Here is a 22,138-nt window from a genome sequence, read left to right on the forward strand (position 1 = left end):
AGAATAAATTAAGATACTTTTATATAAAAGAGGTGAAATTTCACATGAAAGACAATATATTTAACAAAAACAACATTAATGTAAAAAGTGAAATAAACACACTTAGAAAAGTATTACTTCATAGACCTGGAGAAGAAGTTGAAAATTTGACACCAGAAACTTTAGAAAATTTATTATTTGATGATATTCCATACCTAGAAGTTATGCAAAAAGAACATGATGAATTTGCAAATGTATTAAGGTCAAATGGAGTAGAAGTAGTTTACTTACATGATTTAATGCAAGATATTTTAAATGATGACAATGTAAAAGATACTTTTATAAATCAATTTATAAAAGAAGCAAGTATAAAAGATGAAAAAATAAAAAGTTTGGTTTATATGTATTTAAAAGATATAGATGATAACGAAGCTTTAATAAGAAAAACTATGGCAGGTATAAGAAAAAATGAAATAAAAGGTCTAAGTCTTAAAAATCATATAGAATATGATTATCCATTTTTAACAGATCCAATGCCGAATTTATATTTTACAAGAGATCCATTTTCAAGTATTTCAAATGGGATAAGTATGAATAAAATGTACTCACAAACAAGAAATAGAGAGACTATATACTCAGATTATATATTCAAATACCATAAAGATTTTAAAAATATAAAAAGATGGTATGATAGAAATTTTGAATTTTCAATAGAAGGTGGAGATATTTTAATATTAAATAATGAGGTTATTGCAATAGGAATATCTCAAAGAACAACACCTGAAGCTATTGAAAAAATAGCTAAAGAATTATTTTATTCAAGCCAAGATTGCGAAGTAAATACAATTTTAGCTTTTGATATACCTAAATGTAGAGCATTTATGCATTTAGATACAGTATTTACTCAAGTTGATTATGATAAATTTACAGTGCATCCTCAAATACAAGGACCACTTAATATATATGAAATAAAAAAGAATGACAACATGACTTTAAATATAAAACAAATTAGCATGGAACTTGATAAAATACTTGCAAATTATTTAAATTTAGAAAAAGTGACTCTTATACCTTGTGGTAGAGGGGATGAAATAATTTCTAAAAGAGAACAGTGGAATGATGGATCTAATACATTATGTATTAGACCAGGTGAAGTTGTAGTTTATTCAAGAAACTATATAACTAATAAGTTATTACAAGAATATGGAATTAAAGTTCATAAAATACCATCATCAGAGTTATCGAGGGGCCGAGGAGGTCCAAGGTGTATGTCAATGCCATTGATTAGAGAAGAATAGACATAAATTTTAGGGGGTATCAAAATGACTAATCTAAAGGGAAGATCACTTTTAACTTTATTAGATTATACAGAAGATGAAATAAGATGTTTATTGGATTTGGCTAAACTTTATAAAACTGCTAAAAAAATGGGAAAACAACATAAAAAACTAGAAGGGAAAAATATAGCAATATTATTTGAAAAAGATTCAACTAGAACTAGATGTGCTTTTGAAGTAGCTGCAATGGATTTAGGAATAGGAGTAACTTATATAGGTCCTAGTGGATCTCAAATGGGGAAAAAAGAATCAATAAAAGATACAGCTAGAGTACTTGGAAGACTTTATGATGGTATAGAATACAGAGGATTTTCTCAAGAAATAGTAAACGAGCTTAGTGAATTTTCAAAGGTTCCTGTTTGGAATGGATTAACAGATGAATTTCATCCTACTCAAGTATTAGCTGACTTATTAACTATAGAAGAAAAAATAGGTAAGCTAAAAGGAGTAAATTTTGTATATATGGGAGATGCAAGGAATAATGTGGCCAACTCATTGATGATAGGTTGTGCCAAGATGGGATTAAATTTTACTGCTTGTGCTCCTAAAGATTTATTTCCTTCAAAAGACTTGGTAGATAAATGTAAAGAAATAGGAAAAGAAAGTGGATCTATCATAACTTTAACAGATGATATATATTTAGGAAGTAAAAATGCTGATGTAATATATACTGATGTTTGGGTATCTATGGGAGAGCCAGATGAAGTATGGAAAGAAAGAATTGATAAGCTTAAAAGATATCAAGTTAATGTAGAGGTTATGGAAAATGCTAAAGAAAATGCTATATTTATGCACTGTCTACCAGCTTTCCATGATTTAAATACAAAAGTTGGAAAAGAAATATATGAAAAATTTGGGATATCAGAAATGGAAGTAACAAATGAAGTATTTGAATCTGAAAATTCTGTTGTATTTGATGAGGCAGAAAATAGAATGCATACTATAAAAGCTTTGATATTAGCTACACTTGGAGTTTAGACTATGAAAAGTTTAGTTATAGCACTTGGAGGTAATGCTTTAGGAAAAGATCCTAAAGAACAATTAAAATTAGTAAAAAATACTTCTAAAATAATTGTGGATTTAGTTGAAGAAGGATATGAAGTAATTGTAAGTCATGGGAATGGACCTCAAGTAGGAGTTATAAATTTGGCTATGGATTTTGCTTCAAGTAATGGAGGAAATACACCAAGTTTTCCTTTTGCTGAATGTGGAGCTATGAGTCAAGGTTATATAGGGTATCATCTTCAACAATCTATAAAGGAAGAGTTAAATAAAAGAAGTATTAAAATGAATGTTGTAAGTTTAATAACACAAGTTATTGTTGATAAAAAGGATGAAGCTTTTTTTAATCCAACAAAGCCAGTAGGTATGTTTTATAGTAAAGAGGAAGCTAAAAAAATAAGTGAGGAAAAAGGATATAAATTTATAGAGGATAGTAATAGAGGTTATAGAAGAGTAGTACCTTCTCCTAAGCCACAGGAAATTCTAGAAGCTTATGTAATTAAAAAACTATCAAAAGAGTGTATAGTTATAGCTGTAGGTGGAGGTGGTATTCCTATAATAAAAGAAGAAAATTCTTATATAGGAGTAGATGCTGTAATTGATAAAGATAAATCTAGTTGTAAATTAGCAACAGATTTAGAGGTTGATACACTTTTAATATTAACAGCTGTTGAGAAAGTGTATATAAACTACAACAAAGAAAATCAAAAGGCTATAGATACTATGGATATAGAGTTAGCAAAGGAATATATAAAAGAAGGTTACTTTGCAAAGGGATCTATGCTTCCCAAAATTGAAGCTTGTATAGAATTTGTTGAGAATAATAAAAATGGTAAAGCTATAATAACTTCCTTGGAAAAAGCAAAAGAAGCATTAAATGGGTATACAGGAACAAGAGTAATTAATAGATAAATATATAAAAAGCGAGTAAATTAATAGTTTACTCGCTTTTATTATTCTTTTAACGAAATTTTAAAATTTTTAACGTAAAAGTTCGATTTTTAACTAAAACTTAATTGCTTTTTAACAGTTAACATTCTCTTAACAATATATTAACACTTAGTTAACAGATGATTAATTTTCTTAACATCCACTTAACTAAAATTGACAAAATATTTGGTAAAATTAAAATAACGAAAGAGGTAAAATAATTTTTTATATTTATATATCAAGGAGGAATAAATTAAGTGCAAATAGCGATAAGTTTGATGGGAGGACTGGGGCTTTTCTTATATGGTATGAACCTTATGGCAGATGGGCTTCAAAAATCGGCAGGAGAAAAATTAAAAAGAATAGTTGAGCTTTTAACTAGCAATGTATTAATGGGGGTTCTAGTTGGAGCTTTGGTTACAGCAATTATACAAAGTAGTAGTGCAACTACAGTTATGGTAGTAGGATTTGTTAACGCAGGCATTATGACATTACCCCAAGCTATAGGAGTTATAATGGGTGCAAATATAGGTACAACTATAACAGCGCAATTAGTATCACTTGATTTGGTTGGAATAGCACCTTTAGCATTAGGTATAGGTATTGTTATATACCTATTTTCTAAAAATCAAAAGACAAAGACAATAGCAGAAATATTAATTGGATTTGGTATATTATTTACTGGTATGGATTTTATGAAAGAAGCTGTAAAGCCATTAGCTGAGTATAAAGGATTTACAGATGCCTTAGTAGCTTTTGGCAATCAACCGATATTAGGCATATTATTAGGCTTTGGAATAACTGCAATAGTTCAAAGTTCAAGTGCATCTATGGGTATGTTATTAGCACTTGCATCTCAAGGATTAATACCTTTAACTGCAGCACTTCCTATATTATATGGAGAAAACATAGGAACTTGTGTTACTTCGTTAATATCTAGTATAGGAGCAAGTATAAATGCTAGAAGAGCAGCAGTAATGCATTTAGTATTTAACGTAATTGGAACAATTGTTTTTATGTTGATTTTAACTAAGCCAATAACTATGATTGTTCAAAATTTAAATCCAGATGATGTAAGTAGACAAATAGCAAATGCTCATACATTATTTAATGTAATAAATGTTATATTATTATTACCATTTTCAAAATATATAGTTAAACTTACTATGAAGCTTATGCCAGAAAAAGAAGCTGAGAAGGATAAAAATAAAACTGTTCAGTACATAGATGAAAGAATGATGGAAACTCCATCAATAGCTTTATCAAATACAGTAAAAGAAACTTTAAGAATGGGTGAAAAAGCTAAATTAAGTTTAAATAATGCAATGGAAGGATTTTTAGAAAAATCAAAATCTAAGGTAGATGCTTCTTTTGAAGAAGAAAAGTTTATAAATAAATTACAAAAAAGTATATTAAATTACTTATTAAAACTATCTAAAACTTCACTAAATTATGATTCAAGGGAAAGTGTAGATTTATTATTTAACACTGTAAATGATATAGAAAGAGTTGGAGATCATGCTGAAAATATTGCGGAACTTGCAACGTCTACTATAGAAAACAACTTAAATGTATCTAAAGATGGAGTGAAAGAATTAAAAGAATTATATGAAAAAGTTATAGAAACTTATAATACAGCACTAGAGTGCATGGAAAAATCTGATGTAGATCTAGCTTGTAGAGTTATAAAGCTAGAAGAACAAGTTGATATGATAGAAAAAACTTGTAGAGTAAATCATATGAGAAGATTAAATGAAAATGATTGTAATATAGACGCTGGGGTGATTTTCTTAGATTTATTAAGTAACTTAGAAAGAGTTGCAGATCACTCAGCTAATATAGCTCAACAAGTTATAAAGGAAAGTAATAAAAATTTAGCATAAAGTAAATAATAAAACCTTGCCAAGATGCAAGGTTTTATTATTTATTTAAATTAAAAATTAAATTATATTATAAAAATTCTAAAAATTAAATTAAAGTATTGTATTATTAGGTAAAAAAATGTAAAATATATATATGATATAGTGTATAACAAATTAAAAAAGTATAGATTAAATGAATAGATAACATATGTATATATATGTATTTTTATTCATAAAATTTAATAAAAGTTAAATAGTATATCAGTTTCAAAGATAAATAAATTATTTAATAAAAAAGAATATAATGTATCATTAAAATATTAGTTAAAAAAATAAATGTTAAAGGAGAAAAAGATTATGGCAATGGGAGCACCAACACCACATAATAACGGAAAATTAGGAGATATAGCAGAAACAGTATTATTACCAGGAGATCCACTAAGAGCTAAGTTTATAGCGGAAAACTTTTTAGAAGATGTGGTTCAATATAATACTGTAAGGGGAATGAATGGTTACACAGGATACTACAAAGGAAGAAGAATATCTGTACAGGGAACAGGTATGGGATGTCCATCTATAGGAATATATACATATGAGTTAATTCATTTTTATGGAGTAAAAAATCTTATAAGAATAGGTTCAGCAGGAGCTTTACATGAAGATTTAAAAATGCATGATATAGTTATAGGAATGGGATCATGCACAGATTCTAACTATGCATCACAATATAACTTACCAGGAACTTTTGCACCAACTGCAAGCTATGAGTTACTAAGTAAAGCTGTAGATATAGCTAAGAGTCAAGGTGTTGAACCTAAGGTTGGAAATATATTATGTAGTGATGTATTTTATGGAGATGATGGATTAGAAGGGTTAGCTAAATGGGCTAAAATGGGAGTATTAGCTGTAGAGATGGAGTCAGCTGCACTTTACATGAATGCTGCAAGAGCTGGAGTTAATGCACTTTGTATATTAACAATATCAGATTGTCCATTTAAAGGTGAAGCTACAACTGCTATGGAAAGACAAACAGCATTTACAAGAATGATGAATATAGCTTTAGAATTAGCTTAATATAAATATAAAAAAGCTCGTATTTACAAAATACAATGTAAATACGAGCTTTTTTTATTAAGATTTTAATAAATATTTATTTTAAATATATGAAAACGAATTTTTGATTTGTTTAAAAAAGTTTAGCATTGATATACTTAAAAAATTATAGATATCGAATTAAAGTACTGGAAAAACTTAAAAATAAGTTAGTTATACTAAACTTACAAAAAATTAATGTAAACGAAAGGTTAGTTATACTAAACTTATAAAAAATTAATATAAACAAAAATAAAAAGTTAGATATAAAAATAGAAGGAATACTAAAATTAAAAAATAATAAAAAATTTTAAAAATATAAAAAAATTGCTTGCAAAAAAATGAAAACTTAATATAATAAATATTGTAAGTTTAATAAAACTAAATTTTATGAATAGAAATAATAATCTTTACTTTTAGATTTGATTTTAAAATATAGAAAGGAGGATTAAAATGGAAGCTATTGGAGAAAAGTTAGAAGATAATTTTTTTAGTGACCTTACATTAAGTCATAAACAAACTCCATTACTTACTTCTTTGAAAGATTACTCTAATAAAGATATAGCTTGTTTTGATGTTCCTGGTCATGTTAGACATCAAGGAGTAGAAGTTTTAAATGAGTATTTTGGTAAGGATATTATGAAAATGGATATAAATTCATCGCCTCTTATGGATAATGTTTCAAATCCAAGTGGAATTATAAAAAAAGCTCAAGATTTATTAGCAAATGCTTATAATGCAGACGATGCTTTTTTTATAACAAATGGTACTACATCGGCTATACATGCTATGGTTTTAAGCACTATAAATCCAGGAGATAAGATACTTCTTCCAAGAAACATTCATAAATCGGTTATTAATGCTTTAATACTTACTGGTGGAGAACCTGTATTTATACAACCAGGATTTGATGATGAACTTGGAATAAGTTTAAATGTATCTTATGAAGATATAAAAAATGAACTTAAAAATCATAAAGATATAAAAGCTTTATTTTTACTAAATCCAACTTATTATGGAGCATGTAGTAACTTAGAAGCTATAATTGAGTTGTGTCATGAGGAAAATGTTTTAGTTTTAGTTGATGAAGCACATGGAGCACATTTTCCATTTCATAAAGATTTACCACCTCCAAGTATAAGCTTAGGAGCTGATATGTCAGCTATAAGTATTCACAAAACTGGAGGAGCTCTAACTCAAGCCTCTGCATTACTTTTAAATAATGAACGTATAGAATCAAGTAAGGTATTGCAAAGTATAAATATGATTCAATCTACATCATCATCATACTTATTAATGGCAAGCATTGATGGAGCAAGATCCAACTTAGTTTTAGATGGAGATGCTCAATTATCAAAAGCACTTAATTTATCAAGATATGCAAAAGCAAGAATAAATAAAATAAAAGGAATTAAAGTTGTTACTACTGAAAATTTAGGAAATGATGGAGTTAAATTTGTAGATGAAACTAAGCTTTGCATAAATGTAGCAAAACTTAATTTAACAGGTCATGAAGTATATGATTTGCTTTATCAAGAGTTTTCAGTTCAAGTAGAACTTGGAGATTTGTATAATATACTAGCTCTTATATCCATTGGGACTACAAAAGAAGATGTTGATAAACTAATTGATTCTTTAGAAGCAATATCTAATATCTATAAAAAAGAAGAAAAAATGAAAGTTATAAAAACTAAGCAAATAAATCCAATACAAAAATTAAATCCAAGAGATGCTTTTTATAAAGACAAAGAAATGATTTTAATTGATGAATGTGTAGGTAGGATTTCAGGTGAGTCTATAATGGCTTATCCACCAGGAATACCAATAGTAACGCCTGGAGAAGAAATTACAAAAGAAATAATCGATTACATAAAATTACTAAAGAAAAATAATGCATATTTATGTGATATGAAAGATAAAAACTTGGATTATATATTAGTTATAAAAAATTAAATTCAAAAAACTGAATAAGGAGAGTGCAACTATGAAATTTGAAACTTTAGGAAGACACATATTAGTAGAGTACTACAACTGTAATGAGGATATATTAAGAGATCCAAAGCTTATAGAAAAATTCATGAACGATTCGGCACTAAATGCAAAAGCTACAATAGTTGATTCGGTATTTCATCACTTTAATCCATGGGGGGTTTCAGGAGCTGTTATAATAGCTGAATCTCATTTAACTATACACACATGGCCAGAATACGGATATGCATCAGCTGATTTTTTCACTTGTGGAGATATAGATCCTTGGAAAAGTTTTGAACTATTAGAAGAATTGTTACAAGCAGAAAGAAGTGAATCAACAGAGATACCAAGAGGTTTAACTTCTAAAATACAAAAATTTGCAAAAAAAGATTTAGGTAACATTACTCATAAGCCACAAGAAGCTATATAAATAAAAATCACCTAAATTAAATAAAAATAAACAAATAAAAAATTAAATTCAAATTAAATTATAACATACAAATAAAATATGGTCAAAAGACCAGTAAAATAGACAAATAAAAACATAAATATAAATAACATAAAAAATTAAATTCAAAAATTTGGAGGACTTAAGTTATGGAACTTTGGTACACAGAAGAATGGACAGATAATGTACGTTTTTCAATAAAAGTAGATAAACACTTATTTAGTGAACAATCAAAATTTCAAAGAGTAGACGTATTTGACAGTAAGGAACTTGGAAAGTTTTTAACTCTAGATGGGTTAATGATGGTAAATTATAAAGACGAATTTATATACCACGATATGATAGTTCATGTTCCTATGGCTACTAATATGAATATAAAAAAAGTATTAGTTATAGGTGGAGGTGATGGTGGTACTGTAAGAGAACTTACTAGATATCCTCAAATAGAAAAAATAGATATGGTTGAAATAGATAAAATGGTAGTAGATGCATCTAAAGAGTATATAGATATATGTGCTTGCAAATTAGATGACAAGAGAGTTAATTTATATTTTGAAGACGGAGTAGCTTTTGTAAAAAATTCAAAAGATAAATCTTATGATTTAATAATAGTTGATTCAACAGATCCTATAGGCCCTGGAGAAGGATTATTTTCAGTTGATTTTTATAAAGACTGCTACAGAGTATTAAGTGATGAAGGAATACTTGTAAATCAAAATGAAAGTCCATACTTTGATTTTAATGCTAAAGAAATGAAAAGAGCAAATGAAAAAATTAAAAATTTATTCCCTATAGTTAAGGTTTATCAAGCTCATATACCAACTTATCCATCAGGACATTGGTTGTTTGGATTTGCGTCTAAAAAATATGATCCAATAAATGATCAAAATAAAGAAGATTGGGAAAAACTAGGTTTAAAAACTAAATATTATAACAGTAACATTCATAGTGGAGCATTTATGTTACCTCAATATGTAGTGGATATGTTAAATGAAAAATAAGTTTTATAATACACCAACATTTATGTCTATGGAAGATGATTACAATGAAAGTAAACTTATAGTATTTGGAGCAGGTTTTGATGGAACTACTTCAAATAGACCAGGAACTAGATTTGCATCATCTTCTATGAGACCTGAATTTTATGGACTTGAAACATACAGCCCAATTCTTGATTTAGATATGGATGATTATAAAATTTGTGATATTGGAGATTTAGAACTTAGCATAGGAAATACGGATAAGGTTTTAGATGAAATATATAAAGGAACGAAAGCTATTGTAGATGATTCTAAAGTTCCTTTTATGATAGGTGGAGAACATTTAGTAACTTTACCATCATTTAAAGCAGTTTATGAAAAATATAATGATATATATGTACTTCATTTTGATGCGCATACAGATTTAAGAGACGAGTATAATAATAACAAAAACTCTCATGCTACAGTTATAAAACGTATTTGGGACATTGTAGGAGATGGAAAGATATTTCAATTTGGAATAAGATCTGGAACTAAAGAAGAGTTTGATTTTGCTTTAAAAGAAAAGCATACATATATGGAAACTCACACAATAAATACTTTTTTAGATATAGTTAAATCTTTAGAAGGTAAGAATGTATATTTAACTATTGATTTAGATGTATTAGATCCATCAATATTTCCAGGTACTGGAACTCCAGAGCCAGGAGGGATAAGTTATAGAGAATTTGAAGAAGTATTTAAGGTACTTAAAAATTCAAATATAAACTTAGTAGGATTAGATATTGTAGAACTTAGTCCAGATTATGATAATACAAATGTATCCACAGTTGTTGCATGTAAGATTTTAAGAGAATTAGCACTTATAGTAAGCGATAAAATAAATAGATAAACTTAGGAGGAATTTTAAATGGCAAGACACTTATTTACATCGGAATCCGTTACAGAAGGGCATCCAGATAAAATATGTGACCAAATATCAGATGCAATATTAGATGCACTTTTAGAAAAAGACCCACTAGCAAGAGTAGCTTGTGAGACTACAGTTACAACAGGATTAGTACTAGTAGCGGGAGAAATAAGTACTAATACTTACGTAGACATACCTAAATTAGTTAGAGAAACAGTTAAAGGTATAGGATATACTAGAGCAAAGTTTGGATTTGATGGAGATACTTGTGCAGTTATAACTTCTATAGATGAACAATCAGGAGACATAGCTATGGGAGTTGATGAAGCTTTAGAAAATAAAAGTGGAGAGATTAGTGATGATGAGATAGAAAAAATAGGAGCAGGAGACCAAGGAATAATGTTTGGTTTTGCTTGTAATGAAACTGAAGAATTAATGCCACTTCCAATATCTCTTGCACATAAGTTAGCAAGAAGGTTAACAGAAGTTAGAAAAAATGGAGAGTTAAGTTATTTAAGACCAGATGGAAAAACTCAAGTTACAGTTGAGTATGATGGTGATAAAGTTGTTAGAGTTCACACTGTATTAATATCTACTCAACATGGAGAAGAAGTAGACAATGATACAATTAGAAGAGATTTAATAGAAAAAGTTATAAAAGTAGTTATACCAAGTGATTTATTAGATGAGGAAACTAAAATATATATAAACCCAACAGGAAGATTTGTTATAGGTGGACCTCAAGGAGATACAGGACTTACTGGTAGAAAAATAATAATAGATACTTATGGTGGATATTCTAGACATGGAGGAGGAGCTTTTTCTGGAAAAGATCCTACAAAAGTTGATAGATCAGCAGCTTATGCTGCAAGATATGTTGCTAAAAATATAGTTGCAGCAGGACTTGCAGATAAATGTGAAATAGAACTTGCTTATGCTATAGGTGTTGCTAGACCGTTATCTATATTTATAGATACTTTTGAAACAGGAAAAGTTAGTGATGAAGTTTTAGTTGATTTAGTTAATAAAAACTTTGATTTAAGACCAGGAGCAATAATAAGGGATTTAGATTTAAGAAAACCTATGTATAAAAATGTTGCAGCATACGGACATTTTGGAAGATGTGATTTAGATTTACCTTGGGAGAGAACTGATAAAGCTAACTTTTTAAAAGAACAAGCTGGAATATAATTATAGAATTTAAATAAAAAAGGATGTCATTAAATTTGACATCCTTTTTTACTTGAATTTTGAGATTTGCTGAATAATATTATGAAATGATTACATATATATAAATATGATAGAAATAAATTGTAAAATAAAAAATTTTAAGTATACCAAAATTTTAAAGAATAAATTATACTATATAAATATACATTACATAAAAAATTAGACTAATCGGATATATACTAGGAGGTAAAGACATTGAAGTTAAAAAAAATGGGGATGCGGACTATAAAAACAGGTATAGCAATAATGATATGTCTGTTATTAGGAAAGTTCCTTGTTCAAAAATTATTTTACTGTGCAATAGCTTGTGTAATTTCAGTTCAAGACACAGTAAAGGGTTCTATGAAAGTAGGATTAAATAGAGTAAAAGGAACAATTGTAGGTGGTATAATCGGATTTTTATTTGCTTTAATTCAACCAGGAGAGCCTATTTTATGTGGTATAGGTATAATGCTTACAATTTATACTTGTAATATGTTAAAAATAAGTTCAGTAGTAGTATCTTGCGTAACATTTTTAGCAATACACTTAGGTGTTGGTACATATAATCCAGCATATTACTCAATTCACAGGGTTATAGATACTTCAGTTGGAGTAATTATAGGTGTTGTAACAAACTACTTAATAGCTAGACCTAATTATTTAGCAAAAACAATAGCTGAATTTAAAAATATAGAAAAATCTGCAATACAACTTATAGAATCTAAAATCGTAAACGAGGAAGATTTAGACATAAACTTATTTAAGAAAAATATACAACAACTTGATAAAATATATTCAAAATTAACAGATGAACTAGATTATGGTGGAAAGCATGATGCAGATATAGAAAATTTAGAAAAATCAATAAATATATGTAGAGAAATTTATTTTCACATGCAATCAATAGAATTACTAGAAAGTAAACTGTATTTAAATAAAGATAACTATAATGCATTAAGAGAGTTATACAATACAGAAGAAATAAGTTTTGATGTTGAAGAAAATAAAAGTCCTGTGTTTAATTATCATCTAAGCAAAATAATAGAAGAAATTAAAACCTTAAAAGAATTTAATAAATCTATTGAATAAAACTCCTAAGCTTTTAAAAGCTTAGGAATTTTTATGTTATAATAATAAATTGTTAATAATTATAACGAGCATAAATAAAATGTAAGGAAGTGAATTTGTGAAAATTAATAAAAAAATTATAGTAATCTTATTACTAATTATATTTATTCCAGTAGGAATATTAACATTTATGATAAAAGAAAATCATAAAAAAGAACAAATTTCAAAGAAAGAAGCAAAACAAGAAGCTTTAAAAAATGAAAAATCTATGAATATTGCTTTATTTGGACTAGATAGAAGAAGTAAAGAAGAAAAATCAAGATCAGATTCTATAATGGTTGCAAATATAAATTTTGAAACAAAAACAATAAATCTAGTATCAATACTTAGAGATACCTTAGTAGATATAAAAGGTCATGGAAGAGATAAGTTAAATCATTCATATGCTTATGGAGGAGCTGAACTTTCAATGGAAACTATAAATTCAAATTTTGAATTAGATATAAATAAATATGTAAGTGTAGATTTTTTTAGCTTAGCAAAGGTAATTGATATAATAGGTGGAGTAGATATAGATTTAAAAGATTATGAAGCAAATCAAATAAATCAAAACTTAAATGAAATAAACAACATAGAAAAATTACCAGCAGGAACTGATTATATACAAGGAAGTGGTTTAAAAACTTTAAATGGTAGACAAGCCGTGGCTTATTGTAGAATAAGAAAAGTAGGTAATGGAGATTACGAAAGAACTCAAAGACAAAGAAATGTATTAAAAGCTATACTTGTAAAATATGAAAAGTTAGATTCAGGTAAAAGATTTGAAGTAAGTATGGAGATGATGTCTCAAGTAACTACTAATATACCTATAAATGATATAAAAGAGCTTCAAAGCAAAATCTTAAATGATAAAGATTTTACTATAAATCAACATATGATACCATTTGAAGGAAGTTTTGAAACTAAAATTATAGATAAAAAATGGGTAATAGACGCAAATATGCCAGAAAATATTAAAAAAATTCATGAGTATTTAAAATAAAAAGACGAGTGTCAGTGGAGCACTCGTCTTTTCCAAAGGAGAAATAAGTATAGTATATTTAGTGATATAATTAAAAATTTATTTAAAATTATATTAACATTATAGACAATTATGATATTTATATACATAAAATTTTATATAAATATCATAATTGTATTTTAATATTTAAATTTAATTATCTTTTAATGAATTAAGAACATTACACATTGTACTTATTTCATCCTTGCTTAAATCATCAAAGTTTTCTAATCTATTTACGATATCAAGTATAACCATATCTTTATATTCATCTTTACTAAATCTAGCACCAATAAATACATCTTTTATACTGTCTTCTAAGATAGTATAGCTATTTTTCTTTTTATGGTGATGATGCCTTATATTTTCTTTCTTTATAAAATATGTAGATAAAGTTGAGGTTAAAGAACCTATAAAGCCAATACCAAATATCATAAGAATAGATGCAACAATTCTGCCAGAAAAAGTCTTTGGGCAAATATATCCATATCCAACTGTTGTGACAGTAACAATACTCCACCAAAGGGAATCGCCTATATTCCACTTTTCAAAATAACTCATAGCAATAGAACTTAAAAATATTAGAATTAAAGCTATAAACAAAGTATAACTAAAATTATTTGTTCTCATAAATCTATAAAAATTACTATTACTTCTTTTTACTATAGCTACTATTCTCAACACCATAACTAATTTTAATAAAATTATATATTTACCTAAATGAAAAATTCCTAAATTAGATAGTAATATAAAAAATGTATGAAAAGGTATAATAGAGATTAAGTCTATTATATTATTCTTTATAAATGATTTTTTATCAGTACTTATAAAAAATCGAATTACAAAATCAATAACAAATATTATCCAAATTGTATAAGCTATATTTGTTAAAATTATTTCCGAATTATAACCTAATTTTAGTGTTAATTGAACAATTAAAATAGTAGCAATTGTCAGTGAAAGAAACGCCATAATTATATTATAAAGAATGCGTTTTTTTCTCGTCATAACTATCAAAATTCATATCTCCATTCTATCTACTTAATTTTAAATAATATATACTACATATTTTAAATTAAAATATGTAGACTGTCAAAAGAAGGAATTATATGCTTTTAAAATAATATACATTTATATAAAAGTATTTAAAAGTAAGGAATATAAAGATTATATAGAGGTGATAGATGTGGGAATTGATAGTAAATACAATATAAAAATAGGTAATTTTAAAAAAGGTAAAAATAACTTAATAACAGATATATATGGAGTCAAAGTAGGTCATGTAACATTAGATGAAGGAGATATAAAAACAGGAGTAACAGCTGTACTTCCTCATAGTGAAAATATATTTAAAGAAAAAGTAATGGCATCTTCTTATGTAATAAATGGTTTTGGAAAAAGCATGGGACTTATACAAATAGAGGAATTAGGAAATATAGAAACTCCTATTATACTAACTAATACTTTAAGTATAGGTACAGCTTGTAATGGACTTATTAAGTATATGCTAAGTGAAAATGAAGATATAGGTGATACAACTGGAACTGTAAATCCTATAGTATTAGAATGTAATGATGGATTTTTAAATGATATAAGAAGCTTTTATTTAAAAGAAGAACATGTGTTAGATGCTATAAAAAATGCAAAGAAAATATTTGATGAGGGATCAGTAGGAGCTGGAACAGGAATGAGTTGTTATCAGCTTAAAGGAGGAATAGGGTCATCTTCAAGAATTATAAAATTAGATGAAACAGAATATACAGTAGGTAGCTTGGTATTATCAAATTTTGGACTTAAAAAAGATTTAATGATAAATGGAGAAAAATTAATAAAAGAGACATTTGACAATGAAATTTCAGAACTTGAAAAAGGATCTATAATAATTATAATAGCAACAGATATACCACTAAGTGAAAGGCAATTAAAAAGATTATCAAAAAGAGCTAGTATATCACTTGGAAGAACAGGGTCTTATTTAGGAAATGGAAGTGGTGATATAGTTGTTACGTTTACAACACAAAATAAAATAAATCATTATGAAAAAAGAGATATAGTGAGCATTAACATAATTAATGAAAAAAAAATAGATTTAGTGTTTAGAGCTTTAATAGAATCTGTTGAAGAATCGATTATTAGTTCAATGATAAACTCAAAAGAAACTGTAGGCAGAAAAAATAATATAAGGAAAAGTATATTAGAATATTTAAACGAAAGCGTTTAAAAATACTTGGGATGGTTATATATATAATATCATAAAAATTTCTGCCATAGACAAACAATAAATTTCAAGCGCATAAAACAAGGCTTTGATTTATAATCACTTGCCTTGTTTTATTTTTTGTAAAAATTACATATATAAAATGATAAATTAAATTAAATATAAATAAATTATATTATTGACATAAAAAGTCGAAATATAAATAAAATATTTAAAAGTTAAAATATTCAAAATTGTAGAAAAAATTAAAAGCATATAGTATAATCTTTTTAAGAAAAGAGATTCATACATATTAAAAATTTTTTAGGGGGAATTATTATGGAATTGAATGTATCGAGTAAAAGAGAAAAGCAATCGAAGCTTCAATCGTGTATGGCTGTAATTGAAAAAGTTGGGAATAAATTACCAAGTCCAGCATTATTATTTGTTTATATATCAATAGCTGTACTTTTACTTTCAGCAGTACTTGGAATGTTTGGGGTAGTTGCAAATACTGAACTTGGAAGTTTCCCTATAAATAATTTATTGGGGCAAAAACCTATTGAAGTTTTAAAAGTAACAGCCTCTGGTACTACAGTAGCAGAAACATATTCTAATGGATTGTCTTACATAATAGGTTCTGTTATTAAAAACTTTATGGGAATGAGTGCACTAGGAGCAATACTTATAATAATGTTAGCAATAGGTGTAATGGAGCAAAGTGGATATTTATCAATAGGAATTCAAAGTATAGTTAAAGCAACACCTGCTAAACTTGTAACACCAGTTGTTATATTTTTAGGAGTTATGTCAAATATTGCATCTGACGCAGGATATGTTGTATTAATACCTCTTGCGGCACTAGTTTACTATACAATAGGAAGAAATCCTATGGTAGGTCTTGCAGCAGGATTTGCAGGAGTTTCGGGTGGATTTAGTGCAAACTTACTTATAGGTTCATTTGATGCATTATTAATACCGTTTACTCAAGCAGCTGCAGAAACAGGAGATGCTTTAGTTGGGACAAGTTTTGCGCCAATGTTAAAATCTACTTCTAATATGTTTTTCTTAATGGCATCAACATTTATAATAGTTTTAATCGGAACTCTTATAATAGATAAGATTGTTGAGCCAAGTATGGGAAAATATGATAAGAAAGAAGCTGATGTTGTTGAAAAAACTGGAGATTTAACTCAGCAAGAAAAGAAAGCATTTAAAGCTGCTAATATGAGTTTACTTGGAGTAGTGGCATTTATATTATTAACAGTTTTACCATTTGATAAAAACAATGTAATACCAATAGTTGGAGATTTATCTAAAACAGTTCCGATGACTAGTATAACTCCAGAAGGAACTATGGCAGTAACTGGTGTAAATAAGTTTTTAGAGTCTATATTCTTTAGTGGCGATATGATAATGATGTTAATGTTTGTAGTGTTCTTGGTACCAGGTATAGTTTATGGCTTTAAATCAGGAACATTTAAAACTAAAGATGATGTTATAGGTGCAATGGTTACATCTATGAAGAGTATGGCTTCTATAATAGTTATATTATTTTTCGTTGCACAGTTCTTAAATTTCTTTAATGATTCGCATTTAGGTATATATATAGCACAATTAGGTGCAGCATTAGTAGCTAAAATACCAACAGATAATACTTTCATGGCTATGATGTTGATGATTGCATTTATATGGTTTACAGCAATAGTTAACTTATTTATAGCTGGTGGTACGTCTAAGTATGGTTTACTTGCTCCAATATTTATACCAATACTTATGAGTGCTGGATTCTCACCTGCTGGAGTACAGTTAATGTATAGAATAGGGGATTCATCTACAAATATAATATCTCCGCTTATGAGTTATATGGGAGTTATAGTAATCTTTGGACAAAAATATAAGAAAAATTTTGGAATAGGTAACTTAATGGGAATGATGTTACCGATATCTATAGGATTCTTAGTTGCATGGACTGTGTTTGCAGTTGCTTGGGCGCTTCTTGGAGCTCCTATAGGACCAGGTGAGTTCTTCTTTATAAATCAGTATTAATTTAGGAGATTAGGATTGTATATAACCTTCCCGCACTAAAAGTCTGATAAGGCGTCGGCTTTAACGTTTGGTTAAGTTATATACAATCCTTTTGTCCAATTTAGATAAAAGAGAGTATCGTGAAATACGATACTCTCTTTTGTTTATTCAAATATTTTATTATTAAGAAAATTATTAAGGTTATTTTTAAAATTAGATACATTAATACACTCTATAATCTTTTTTATTATACTGGATTTATTAATTTTAACTAGTTATCAACTCATTCTTAAATAAATTTTAAATTTTTAAAGTCAAAATAAGTGCTTATAATAATTAAGAAAGAAAAGGGAAATATACAAATATAAGGGAAATTAATTTATAAGAAAGGAGAAACTAGATAGTCTAGTTGAAAATTTTATGAATGAATCATATTGGATGTTAAGTTCTAAAGGATTAGATTTTGAAAGTTTAAAAGAAGATTTAGAGGTAGATACGCTTATAATAGGTGGAGGCATAGTTGGAATTACAACAGCTTACTTATTATCTAAAAAGGGTATTGAAACAGCTATAGTAGAAACAAATAAAATAGGTTGTGGAAGTTCTGGAAGAAATACAGGCAAAATTACTTCACAACATGGAATAATTTATTCAAAAATAAGAGATAAGTATGGATTAGATAGTGCAAAACTATATTATGAAGGAAATGAAAAAGCTATAGATTTAATAGAAGAGATAATAAAAAATAACAAAATAGAATGTAGTTTTGAAAGATTGTCTTCTTATATATATGCAGATAATGAAAATTATATAGAAGAGTTAAAAGAAGAATTTAATACTTGTGAAAACTTAGGTATAAAATGTAAGTATCACAATACTTTAGATATTCCTTTTGAAGTAAAAGGAGCTATAGAATTTTTTAATCAAGCTCAATTTAATCCAAAAAAATATTTAGATGAACTAACTAAAGTATGTCTAAAACTAGGGGTAAAAATCTATGAACATACTCCTATTGTAGATTATGAAAAAGAAAATATTTATAAAGTAAAAACTAAAGACCATAAAATAATAAAAGCATTAAATATTATTATGGCTTCCCATTTTCCATGGTATGATGGACTTAATTTTTATTATGCAAAAGAAAAAGGAGAAAGGTCTTATTTATTAGGAGGAGAGTACAAAGAAAAAATACCAAGAGGTATGTATTTAAATGTAGAGGAAAATGGAATTACATTTAAAACTTATACAGGAGAAGGTAAAAATTTAATAATAGCAGGGGGAGGAGATCATAAAGTTGGACAATGCAAAAATGAAGAAGAAATTTACGAAAAGCTAAAAATTAAACTAGGTGAAAAATTTAAAGTAAGTGAATTTAAATATAAATGGTCTGCTCAAGATTATATAAGTTTTGACAATATGCCATATATAGGTTATGTAAATAAAAAAGAAGATAATGTTTATGTAGCAACAGGATTTTGTAAGTGGGGAATGAGTAATGGGACATTAGCTTCTATTATAATAAAAGATTTAATGTGTTATAGAAAATCTGAATATGAAAATATATTTAAACCTAATAGAAAAGGTAGTTTGTTAACTACACAGTTTGTAACAGAAAATTTAAATGTAGGAAAAGAGTATATAAAAGGAAAGTTTAAAGTTGGAGAGAAAGATTTTAATGTAGATAAAGGAGAAGGAAAAGTAGTTAATGTAGATGGTAAAAGGTGTGGAGCTTATAGAGACAGTGATGGAAAATTATATATAGTAGATATAACTTGTACTCATTTAGGCTGTGAATTAACTTTTAACTCTGCTGAAAAAACATGGGACTGTCCATGTCATGCATCTAGATTTGATTATAAAGGAAACGTAATTGAAGGTCCTGCTCTTAAAAACTTAAATAGATACGATGATGAAAAAAATGATGTAAACCCTAAATTAATTTAAAAATAAAAGTACTAATTAAATTATAGATAAATATATATATAAAAGAATAAATTTAGGGGGGAGATTGAATTTGAATAAAGCAATAGAAGTAACTAGAGGTAGCTTGGTTGAATGTACTCATAGCGTACATGTAGCCGTAGTAAATTCAGAGGGGAAACTTATATACTCCCTAGGAGATCCAAGAAAAGTAATATACGCAAGATCATCAGTAAAACCAATACAAGCTATACAAGTCTTAGAAACAAAAGCAGATAAAAGATTTAATATAAGTGATAGAGAAATATCTTTTATCTGCTCATCTCATTCAGGAGAACAATATCATGTAGAGTGTACCAGAGAAATATTACAAAAAGCTAATATAAGTGTAGATAAGTTAAACTGTGGTATACATGTCCCTGGCAATAGTCAAATATACAAAGAATTAATAGAAAGTAAAGAGCCTTTAACTCAAGAACATAATAATTGTTCTGGAAAACATAGTGGAATGTTAATATCTGCTAAAAATTTAAATGAAGATTTAGATACATACCTGGATATAAATCATCCAGTTCAACAAAGAATTTTAGAAAATATATCATTTGTTTGTGATTACAACAAAGAAGATATAATAATTGGAATTGATGGATGTGGAGCACCAGTTCATGCTATGCCTCTAGAAAGGTTTGCTTATGGATTTTCAAGATTAGCAGATTCTAAAAAGTTAGATCAAAAAGAAGAATATGCAAATAAAATAACATCATCTATGATGAAGTACCCTGAAATGGTTGCAGGAAGAGATAGATTTTGCACTGCACTTATGAGTGTTTGTGGAGATAGAATATTTGGTAAAGCAGGAGCACAAGGAGTATATTTAGTTGGAGATAAAAATAATAAACTTGGAATAGCAATAAAAGTTGAGGATGGTTCAGTTCAAGCAACTGCATGTGCTACCATGGAAGTTTTAAGACAGCTTAATTTAATAAATAAAAAAGAATTAAAAGAACTAGAAAAGTTTGCAAACCCAAAACTATTTAACGCCCGAAAAGATATAATTGGAGAAATGAGACCAAATTTTAAGTTAAATACTTTAGTTAATATGGAGGGATAAGTATGAAACCTTTAATAGGGGTATTGGGAAGATTAGCAACTATAGATTCAGGAGCTTTTAATGGGCTTGAAAGAGTAAATCTTACAAATGCTTATGTAGATGCAATTGAAAAAGCAGGAGGGGTACCGATTGTTGTTCCTGTAAACACAAATAAAGAAAATATAAAAGCACAAGTAAGTGCTATGGATGGAATAATTATATCTGGAGGAGATGATGTAAATCCTAACTTATATAAAGAAGAACCTGTTAGAGAGTTAGGGTATATAAATCCGATTATAGATGAATTTGATATAGAAGTAATAAAGGTAGCTTTAGAAATGAATAAACCAATACTTGGTATATGTAGAGGATTACAAGTATTAAATGTAGCTTTAGGGGGAAGTTTATACCAAGATTTGAAATATATAAAAGGAAGTCATATAAAACATAATCAAGAAACAAAAACTTATCTAGGAACTCATTATATAGATATAAAAGAAAATTCTATATTAAAAGAAATTATAAAAGAAAAAGTATTAGTAAATAGCTATCATCATCAAAGTGTTAAGACCTTAGGTAATAATTTAAAAGTAATAGCATATTCAAATGATGGAATAATAGAAGCTGTTCAAAAGGAAAATGAAAAATTTGTATTGGGTGTTCAGTGGCATCCAGAACTGATGGTAGATTATAGTCCTCATATGCTTAATTTATTCAAGAGATTTGTAGATGAATGCAGATAAAATTTAAATAAAAAATAAAAACCGATAGATAATAAATATCTGTCGGTTTTTATTTTGTGATGTATTCAAATTATATGAATTATATCATAATTGTTAAGCGTTTGCAATACAATAAGATATTGCAATTGAATCACAAATACATATGAAAGTCATAATATAACATATAAAGGTTATTGATATGGACATTAATGCTTAAATTTTAAAAATTATTGCTATTAATGCTATGTTTATATACTAGACATTGATATTTAAAATAATATATACTAAAATTACGTATATATTATTGGATTATGAAATTTTAAGTGAAAA

Annotated in this window: 18 protein-coding genes; 17 read left to right on the forward strand and 1 reads right to left on the reverse strand. The window is 27.3% G+C overall.

Features of this window, described 5'->3' with window-relative positions; genetic code table 11:
- The first annotated feature begins 44 nt into the window (after positions 1 to 44).
- The 12 genes from arcA to ABFX13_RS04535 all read left to right on the forward strand — a co-directional run bounded on the left by arcA (position 45) and on the right by ABFX13_RS04535 (position 13,833).
- Positions 45 to 1,277 (forward strand): arginine deiminase, encoded by a 1,233-nt coding sequence (gene arcA, locus ABFX13_RS04480; protein WP_346043022.1) that lies wholly within the window; start codon positions 45 to 47, stop codon positions 1,275 to 1,277.
- 24 nt (positions 1,278 to 1,301) lie between these two features.
- Positions 1,302 to 2,294 carry an ornithine carbamoyltransferase gene (gene argF / locus ABFX13_RS04485; protein ID WP_346043025.1) on the forward strand — a complete coding sequence of 331 codons (993 nt, stop codon included), beginning with the start codon at positions 1,302 to 1,304 and terminating at the stop codon, positions 2,292 to 2,294.
- Positions 2,295 to 2,297: 3 nt separating this feature from the next.
- Positions 2,298 to 3,230, forward strand: a complete 933-nt coding sequence (gene arcC, locus ABFX13_RS04490) for a carbamate kinase (protein ID WP_346043028.1) — start codon at positions 2,298 to 2,300, stop codon at positions 3,228 to 3,230.
- 275 nt (positions 3,231 to 3,505) lie between these two features.
- Positions 3,506 to 5,131: a Na/Pi cotransporter family protein gene (locus tag ABFX13_RS04495; RefSeq protein ID WP_346043030.1), complete on the forward strand. Its 1,626-nt coding sequence runs from the start codon at positions 3,506 to 3,508 to the stop codon at positions 5,129 to 5,131.
- A 342-nt stretch (positions 5,132 to 5,473) separates the two neighbouring features.
- Entirely contained in the window at positions 5,474 to 6,184 is a 711-nt protein-coding gene (gene deoD / locus ABFX13_RS04500) for a purine-nucleoside phosphorylase (RefSeq protein ID WP_346043349.1), read from the forward strand.
- A 471-nt stretch (positions 6,185 to 6,655) separates the two neighbouring features.
- Complete coding sequence (locus tag ABFX13_RS04505; RefSeq protein ID WP_346043033.1) at positions 6,656 to 8,155, forward strand: aminotransferase class I/II-fold pyridoxal phosphate-dependent enzyme; 1,500 nt, start codon at positions 6,656 to 6,658, stop codon at positions 8,153 to 8,155.
- A gap of 31 nt (positions 8,156 to 8,186) precedes the next feature.
- Positions 8,187 to 8,603, forward strand: a complete 417-nt coding sequence (speD, locus tag ABFX13_RS04510) for an adenosylmethionine decarboxylase (RefSeq protein WP_055334769.1) — start codon at positions 8,187 to 8,189, stop codon at positions 8,601 to 8,603.
- Positions 8,604 to 8,770: 167 nt separating this feature from the next.
- On the forward strand, positions 8,771 to 9,622 hold the full coding sequence (speE, locus tag ABFX13_RS04515; RefSeq protein ID WP_346043036.1) for a polyamine aminopropyltransferase: 852 nt from the start codon (positions 8,771 to 8,773) through the stop codon (positions 9,620 to 9,622).
- On the forward strand, positions 9,612 to 10,493 hold the full coding sequence (speB, locus tag ABFX13_RS04520) for an agmatinase (RefSeq protein WP_346043038.1): 882 nt from the start codon (positions 9,612 to 9,614) through the stop codon (positions 10,491 to 10,493). Before speE ends, speB begins: the two co-directional genes overlap by 11 nt.
- Positions 10,494 to 10,511: 18 nt before the next feature.
- The gene (gene metK / locus ABFX13_RS04525) at positions 10,512 to 11,702 is read left to right on the forward strand and encodes a methionine adenosyltransferase (RefSeq protein WP_346043041.1); all 1,191 of its coding nucleotides are present in this window, start codon (positions 10,512 to 10,514) and stop codon (positions 11,700 to 11,702) included.
- 234 nt (positions 11,703 to 11,936) lie between these two features.
- Positions 11,937 to 12,812 (forward strand): FUSC family protein, encoded by an 876-nt coding sequence (locus ABFX13_RS04530; RefSeq protein WP_270646654.1) that lies wholly within the window; start codon positions 11,937 to 11,939, stop codon positions 12,810 to 12,812.
- 97 nt (positions 12,813 to 12,909) lie between these two features.
- On the forward strand, positions 12,910 to 13,833 hold the full coding sequence (locus ABFX13_RS04535; protein WP_346043044.1) for an LCP family protein: 924 nt from the start codon (positions 12,910 to 12,912) through the stop codon (positions 13,831 to 13,833).
- Positions 13,834 to 14,004: 171 nt separating this feature from the next.
- On the opposite strand, the gene ABFX13_RS04540 is transcribed toward ABFX13_RS04535, so the two are convergent.
- A complete protein-coding gene (locus ABFX13_RS04540) occupies positions 14,005 to 14,859 on the reverse strand; it encodes a potassium channel family protein (protein WP_346043354.1) in 855 nt (284 codons plus the stop codon).
- Between the two features lie 178 nt (positions 14,860 to 15,037).
- Here ABFX13_RS04540 and ABFX13_RS04545 point away from each other — a divergent pair, with 178 nt between their 5' ends.
- The 5 genes from ABFX13_RS04545 (at position 15,038) to ABFX13_RS04565 (ending at position 21,829) form a co-directional block, all read left to right on the forward strand.
- Positions 15,038 to 16,072 carry a DmpA family aminopeptidase gene (locus ABFX13_RS04545; RefSeq protein ID WP_346043046.1) on the forward strand — a complete coding sequence of 345 codons (1,035 nt, stop codon included), beginning with the start codon at positions 15,038 to 15,040 and terminating at the stop codon, positions 16,070 to 16,072.
- Between the two features lie 315 nt (positions 16,073 to 16,387).
- On the forward strand, positions 16,388 to 18,097 hold the full coding sequence (locus tag ABFX13_RS04550) for an AbgT family transporter (protein WP_346043048.1): 1,710 nt from the start codon (positions 16,388 to 16,390) through the stop codon (positions 18,095 to 18,097).
- A 399-nt stretch (positions 18,098 to 18,496) separates the two neighbouring features.
- Positions 18,497 to 20,020: an FAD-dependent oxidoreductase gene (locus ABFX13_RS04555; RefSeq protein ID WP_346043050.1), complete on the forward strand. Its 1,524-nt coding sequence runs from the start codon at positions 18,497 to 18,499 to the stop codon at positions 20,018 to 20,020.
- Positions 20,021 to 20,090: 70 nt separating this feature from the next.
- Positions 20,091 to 21,107: an asparaginase gene (locus ABFX13_RS04560; protein WP_346043052.1), complete on the forward strand. Its 1,017-nt coding sequence runs from the start codon at positions 20,091 to 20,093 to the stop codon at positions 21,105 to 21,107.
- A 2-nt stretch (positions 21,108 to 21,109) separates the two neighbouring features.
- Positions 21,110 to 21,829: a gamma-glutamyl-gamma-aminobutyrate hydrolase family protein gene (locus ABFX13_RS04565; RefSeq protein ID WP_346043054.1), complete on the forward strand. Its 720-nt coding sequence runs from the start codon at positions 21,110 to 21,112 to the stop codon at positions 21,827 to 21,829.
- The last annotated feature ends 309 nt before the right edge of the window (positions 21,830 to 22,138 follow it).

It is taken from the genome of Paraclostridium tenue (assembly GCF_039521565.1).
Lineage (GTDB): Bacteria > Bacillota > Clostridia > Peptostreptococcales > Peptostreptococcaceae > Paraclostridium > Paraclostridium tenue.